6 protein-coding genes and 1 pseudogene are annotated in these 5,218 nt (G+C 62.4%); 4 read left to right on the top strand and 3 right to left on the bottom strand.

All coding sequences use genetic code 11. The features are described 5' to 3' along the window. The 3 genes and pseudogenes from groL to EOA32_RS32655 all read right to left on the bottom strand — a co-directional run. Positions 1–1,087, bottom strand: a 1,087-nt coding sequence (gene groL, locus EOA32_RS32665) for a chaperonin GroEL (protein ID WP_128373928.1), incomplete at its 3' end; no start/stop codon positions are given. A gap of 65 nt (positions 1,088–1,152) precedes the next feature. After that, positions 1,153–1,446 (bottom strand): annotated as a pseudogene (gene groES, locus EOA32_RS32660) (co-chaperone GroES); the annotation flags it as partial. A gap of 62 nt (positions 1,447–1,508) precedes the next feature. Further along, a complete protein-coding gene (locus EOA32_RS32655) occupies positions 1,509–1,856 on the bottom strand; it encodes a hypothetical protein (RefSeq protein ID WP_063169239.1) in 348 nt (115 codons plus the stop codon). 1,010 nt (positions 1,857–2,866) lie between these two features. Between EOA32_RS32655 and EOA32_RS32650 the strand changes: the two genes are divergently transcribed. The 4 genes from EOA32_RS32650 (at position 2,867) to EOA32_RS32635 (ending at position 4,857) form a co-directional block, all read left to right on the top strand. Continuing rightward, a complete protein-coding gene (locus tag EOA32_RS32650; protein WP_024505644.1) occupies positions 2,867–3,190 on the top strand; it encodes a DUF736 domain-containing protein in 324 nt (107 codons plus the stop codon). A 181-nt stretch (positions 3,191–3,371) separates the two neighbouring features. Continuing rightward, positions 3,372–3,641 carry a helix-turn-helix domain-containing protein gene (locus tag EOA32_RS32645; RefSeq protein ID WP_024505645.1) on the top strand — a complete coding sequence of 90 codons (270 nt, stop codon included), beginning with the start codon at positions 3,372–3,374 and terminating at the stop codon, positions 3,639–3,641. Continuing rightward, positions 3,638–4,186: a S26 family signal peptidase gene (locus tag EOA32_RS32640; protein WP_024505646.1), complete on the top strand. Its 549-nt coding sequence runs from the start codon at positions 3,638–3,640 to the stop codon at positions 4,184–4,186. Before EOA32_RS32645 ends, EOA32_RS32640 begins: the two co-directional genes overlap by 4 nt. Continuing rightward, entirely contained in the window at positions 4,174–4,857 is a 684-nt protein-coding gene (locus EOA32_RS32635; RefSeq protein ID WP_024505647.1) for a lytic transglycosylase domain-containing protein, read from the top strand. The genes EOA32_RS32640 and EOA32_RS32635 overlap by 13 nt, the downstream gene beginning before the upstream one ends. The last annotated feature ends 361 nt before the right edge of the window (positions 4,858–5,218 follow it).

The following is a 5,218-nucleotide window of genomic DNA, read 5'->3' as shown; positions in this document are numbered from 1 at the left end:
CCTTGTCGTAGTCCGAAGTGGTCTCTTCGATCTGCTGCTTGATCTGGGCAACGCGGCCCTGGATCTCGGCCTTCTTGCCGGCGCCGTCGACGATGGTGGTGTTCTCCTTGGAGATCGACACCTTCTTGGCGCGGCCGAGCATGTTGAGGCCGACGTTCTCGAGCTTGATGCCGAGGTCTTCCGAGATGACCTGGCCACCGGTGAGGATGGCGATGTCTTCCAGCATGGCCTTGCGGCGATCACCGAAGCCCGGCGCCTTGACGGCGGCGATCTTCAGGCCGCCACGCAGCTTGTTGACGACCAGCGTGGCCAGAGCCTCGCCTTCGACGTCTTCCGAGATGATGAGCAGCGGCTTCGAGGTCTGCACGACGGCTTCGAGAACCGGCAGCATGGCCTGGAGGTTGGACAGCTTCTTCTCGTGCAGGAGGATGTAGACGTCCTCGAGCTCGGCAACCATCTTGTCGGCGTTGGTGACGAAGTAGGGCGAGAGGTAGCCGCGGTCGAACTGCATGCCTTCGACGACTTCGAGTTCGGTCTCGGCGGTCTTGGCTTCCTCAACCGTGATGACGCCTTCGTTGCCGACCTTCTGCATCGCTTCGGCGATCATCTTGCCGACCGAAGCATCGCCGTTGCCGGCGATGGTGCCGACCTGGGCAACCTCTTCGGAGGTCTTGATCTTCTTGGCGTTCTTGATCAGGGTCGCAACGACGTCGGTTACCGCGAGGTCGATGCCGCGCTTCAGGTCCATCGGGTTCATGCCGGCGGCAACGGCCTTGTGGCCTTCCTGGACGATCGACTGCGCCAGAACGGTCGCGGTCGTGGTGCCGTCGCCAGCGATGTCGTTGGTCTTCGAAGCAACTTCGCGGACCATCTGCGCGCCCATGTTTTCGAACTTGTCCTCAAGCTCGATTTCCTTGGCGACGGTGACGCCGTCCTTGGTGATGCGCGGGGCGCCGAACGACTTGTCGATGACCACGTTGCGGCCCTTGGGGCCGAGCGTGACCTTCACCGCGTCAGCGAGGATGTTGACACCGCGCAGCATGCGCTCGCGGGCATCGCGGGAGAATTTTACGTCTTTGGCAGCCATTTTTAGCTCCTGGCAGGGGCTTCAATCGAGCCCGGGAATTCAGTTGACGAAAGGGCCTGATATGAGCCGATGATGCCCATGATGTCGGATTCCTTCATGATCAGAAGGTCTTCGCCATTGAGCTTGACTTCCGTGCCCGACCACTTGCTGAACAGGATGCGGTCGCCGGCCTTGACGTCCAGCGGGACCAGCTTGCCAGCTTCGTCACGAGCGCCGAAGCCGACAGCGATGATCTCGCCTTCCTGCGGCTTTTCCTTTGCCGTGTCGGGGATGATGATCCCGCCAGCGGTCTTGGATTCGGATTCGACCCGGCGAACGACCACGCGGTCATGCAGCGGGCGGAACTTCGACTTTGCCATTTTCGGATTTTTCCCTGGTGCGCTGTTGAGGGGTTTTTGTTAGCACTCGCGATGGACGAGTGCTAACGCGATAGTGAGGTAGGCTGTAAGCGGGCACTCGTCAAGACGGACGAGGGCAGGCGAGGAGCTCTGGCCCCCTCCCCGGTGGAACCCAACGCATACGCGGCATCCGCGTTGATGGCTGCGAGCCCCACATTTCCATTGAATTCGGCGTCATGACGCCAACTTGCTCGCGCCGCTTCCAAGTCGTCAGTCGTGCTGCCGTCAGCACGAACATAGGGCTGCGCTTCACTTCCCGTCGAAGCCGCGGCAAGCAGCGTCGCCGTCAGCACGCTCCTTTGCAGATGCTTGCCAAAGGTGGACAGTGAGCGCACCTGCGCCGGGCTGTTGGTGCGAACGTAAGACGTCATTGACAACTCCTTTTTGCAAGTCGAGCCCCTTCTCCACCTTCGGCCGCCGTCGACGCGAAGAAGTCCGCATCGCGTTGAAGACGAGCTGCGAAAAAGAGAAAGATGTGTTTGATGGCTGCGGCCCCAACGGTGCCTTCAGATTTGAGATCACTTCCGCCGCGAGCGGCTGAAGCTCCTCGCAACGTCAAATCGAATCTGCTGCCAAGCCTCCAGGAAAGGAGAGCATTGCTCATCTCGCGCTTGTGCATGCAGTCAACCTTCGATCCGTGTTGCCACATCAAGAGCAAATGCCGTGCCAAAGCTCACTGGGAAGTGAACGCATGGCTCTCCCTGAAAACCTCACAAATCCAGCATGGTCAATTGTGCGGAACCCGACATGCGTCTTCTGCCACTGTCAGCTTTCGGACAGGCATGACGCGTTTCGCGCCGACCACCGGTCGATCGGTTTTGGGGCCGGTCTGTTCGCCTCATAAGAGCGCGTTACATTGCGTAGCGGTTTCCCGAGCGCCGCCACATGACACTGGACCTGCAGGTAGCACCGGCTTCTCATCCAGCCTTACTTTGGCCCCCTCGCGTATCAAATTCCCGCTGGCGAGCCCTGCTTTCATAGATCGCACCATGCCGGATGTCTGCTCTGGCGCCCGACCCGCTGGCACGATCTCGATCCGGCATAAGGGCGCAGCATCTTTGCAGGCCGTTTCATCCCGGCGTCCTGCTTGGCTGACAGACCGCACTTGGCGAGCGGTCTCCATGCTCTCTCCAAGGACCATCCCTGCGGCTGGCTTGTCGACCTATGGGCGGGTCCGGCCGCCCGAAACCCTCGCGCCATCAGCTTTTTTCCCCGCCGCCTGCGGCGGCTTCCTCGCGCCGCTTCGCTCACAAAAAAGCTGCCCGCTCGGGTCCTTCACTGTCGCTGCGGCCCTGTCGGATTCAGGCGGTCCTGACGCGCCCATTACGGTGCGCCATCGCAGGGGATGGTCCCCGGCGAAACCACAAAAGGAGACTTCGAAATGACCGCGATCGGTTACGTCAACAAGCAGGAAAACGGCGCCTACAAGGGCCAGTTCAAGACGCTCAGCGTCCGCGCCGACATCGATATCGTCCCCAACCAGGCCAAGAGCGCCGATAACCATCCCGACTTCCGGGTGCTTACGCAAGGGGTCGAAGTCGGCGCTGGCTGGATCCGCACCGGCGAGACTTCCGGCAAGGATTATGTGAGCCTGTCGATTGCAGCGCCGGAGTTCGGACCGCGCAAGCTCTACGCCAATCTCGGCCGAGCCGCCGGCCAGGACGATCACGACACCTACGCCATCATCTGGAACCCGGCCGACTGACCGGCCGAGATAAGAGCCTCGCGCCGCAGCCCCGGCGCGGGGCTCATTCCCAGGAGTTCCACCCAAACCCCGTCCGCCCTAAAGGGCGGCGAAAACTCTCCCCCGACTCTTCGCCCGTCCCCGAGACGATCTCCCTCGCCCATCCTCGCCCTCGCTTGTCCGAAGCGAAACGAGGATCATCATGGACGACGAAAACGAACGCGCGGCCCGCGCGAAAAAGGGCAGCCCGTTTCTCAGCACAGCCCAAGCCGCCTTCTATATCGGGCTCTCCCAGCGCACGCTCGAAAAGATGCGGCTCAAGGGCGGCGGCCCGAAATTCCGCAAGCACGGCCGCTATGTCCGCTATCACATCGACGAACTCGACCATTGGTCGAAAGGACACCCGCAGCACTCCATCGCCGGCGATGGCAAGGCCGGTTCCGGCCAGGGCGGCACGGGAGGCCGTTCATGAGGCGGCGCCCTTCCATCCATCTGATCGGCAGCCGCCTGAGGCGTGTTCGAGCCCGTAAGACGGTCGCCTTGGCCGCGGCCGGTCTCGGTCTTTTGGGCTTCACGGCGCTGGGAAAGCCCGCCCCTTGGCTGGTCTGGAACGCCTCGGCCAGCGCGCCGATCGGCCTTTACCGCATCGCTGCGGGAGCGCTGGCGCGTGGCGATCTCGTGCTCGTGCGCCCGCCTGAATACGCGGCGTATCTCGCCGCCGAGCGCAGCTATCTGCCTCGCAATGTGCCGCTGGCAAAACGTCTTGCAGCGCTGCCGGACGATAATGTCTGCGCCTTCAATGACGCCATCATCATCGGCGGCGACATCGTCGCGCGCCGGCTCAAAATCGACGCCGAAGGCCGACCTTTGCCATGGTGGAACGGCTGCCGAGCGCTCGGGGATAACGAGGTTTTCCTGCTCGGCAGCGACAAAAACCGCTCCTTCGACAGCCGCTATTTCGGGCCTGTTCCCACTCAAAATGTCATCGGGAGGCTCGTACCACTATGGACCGAGTGACCCTCCTCTTGTTGGGCATGATCGCCATTGCGCCATGCGCCTGTTCCGCCTCGACCGGCGCTGAGCCGGTCGCCATCTCCCAAAGTCCGCAGCTGCGAAAGTGGCAGACGTTGGTATCGGAAGCAAGCCGGCGCTTCCATATTCCCCAAGCCTGGATCTATGCCGTCATGGCTGCCGAAAGCGGCGGCAAGACAATGCGCGGCGGCCGCCCCATCACCTCCCCCGCTGGCGCCATGGGCCTCATGCAGGTGATGCCCGGCACCTATGAAGAGATGCGGGTCGAACACGGCCTTGGGCCTAACCCCCACGATCCGCGCGACAATATCCTGGCCGGCACGGCCTATCTCAGTGCCATGTATGACCGCTTCGGATTTCCTGGCCTGTTTGGCGCCTACAATGCCGGTCCCGAGCGCTACGACGAGCATTTGAAGCGTGGCAAACCGCTGCCAGAAGAGACCGTCGAGTACCTCGACCAACTCAAGGCGGCCGGAGTTTCGGCGGCCGACATCGAGGCGTTCGAAAGCCAATCTGTCGCTCCAAAGGCGCAAATCGCTCCTCTCGGACGGTCGCTGTTCTTCATTCATGACGGTGTTCACTCAGGCGTGCGAAACGGCGATCTCTTCGTGCCGCTCGGCAAGGACGGCGCGCAGCCGAAGGAGCCGGTGCGTTAGCCATGGCGGACGGGGGCGCGTCTGGCGGGGCTGGGCGCGGAAGGCAAGATAAAGGTACCGCCTCCAGGAGGCGGTTAAATCTTTGTCTGCACATCGTTTTTCCGGGAGGCTGCCGCCGGTGCCAAGAGGGTTTGACGTGTAAGTGTCTGATTTTGCTTGATATGTCTGGGAGGCTCGCATTAAGGATGACGAGTTCAGGCCGAAGCTCGGCAAAATCGGGTCGCGCGGCTCGAAGGCCGGCAAACGCTATGCCGGCCAGGTTCGTGCGGCGATCAACCGGGCTGGCGGCCGGCCGCAACGCGGTGGTCGCTTCACAGGAAGCCGGACAGGGCGCGGCGGGGCGGCCGGCCGCCAGCCCGGT

The sequence above is a fragment of the Mesorhizobium sp. M1A.F.Ca.ET.072.01.1.1 genome, from assembly GCF_004023325.1.
Classification (GTDB): domain Bacteria; phylum Pseudomonadota; class Alphaproteobacteria; order Rhizobiales; family Rhizobiaceae; genus Mesorhizobium.
Note: the sequence above shows the minus strand (reverse complement) of the source record. Positions and strands in the feature narration are given on the sequence as shown.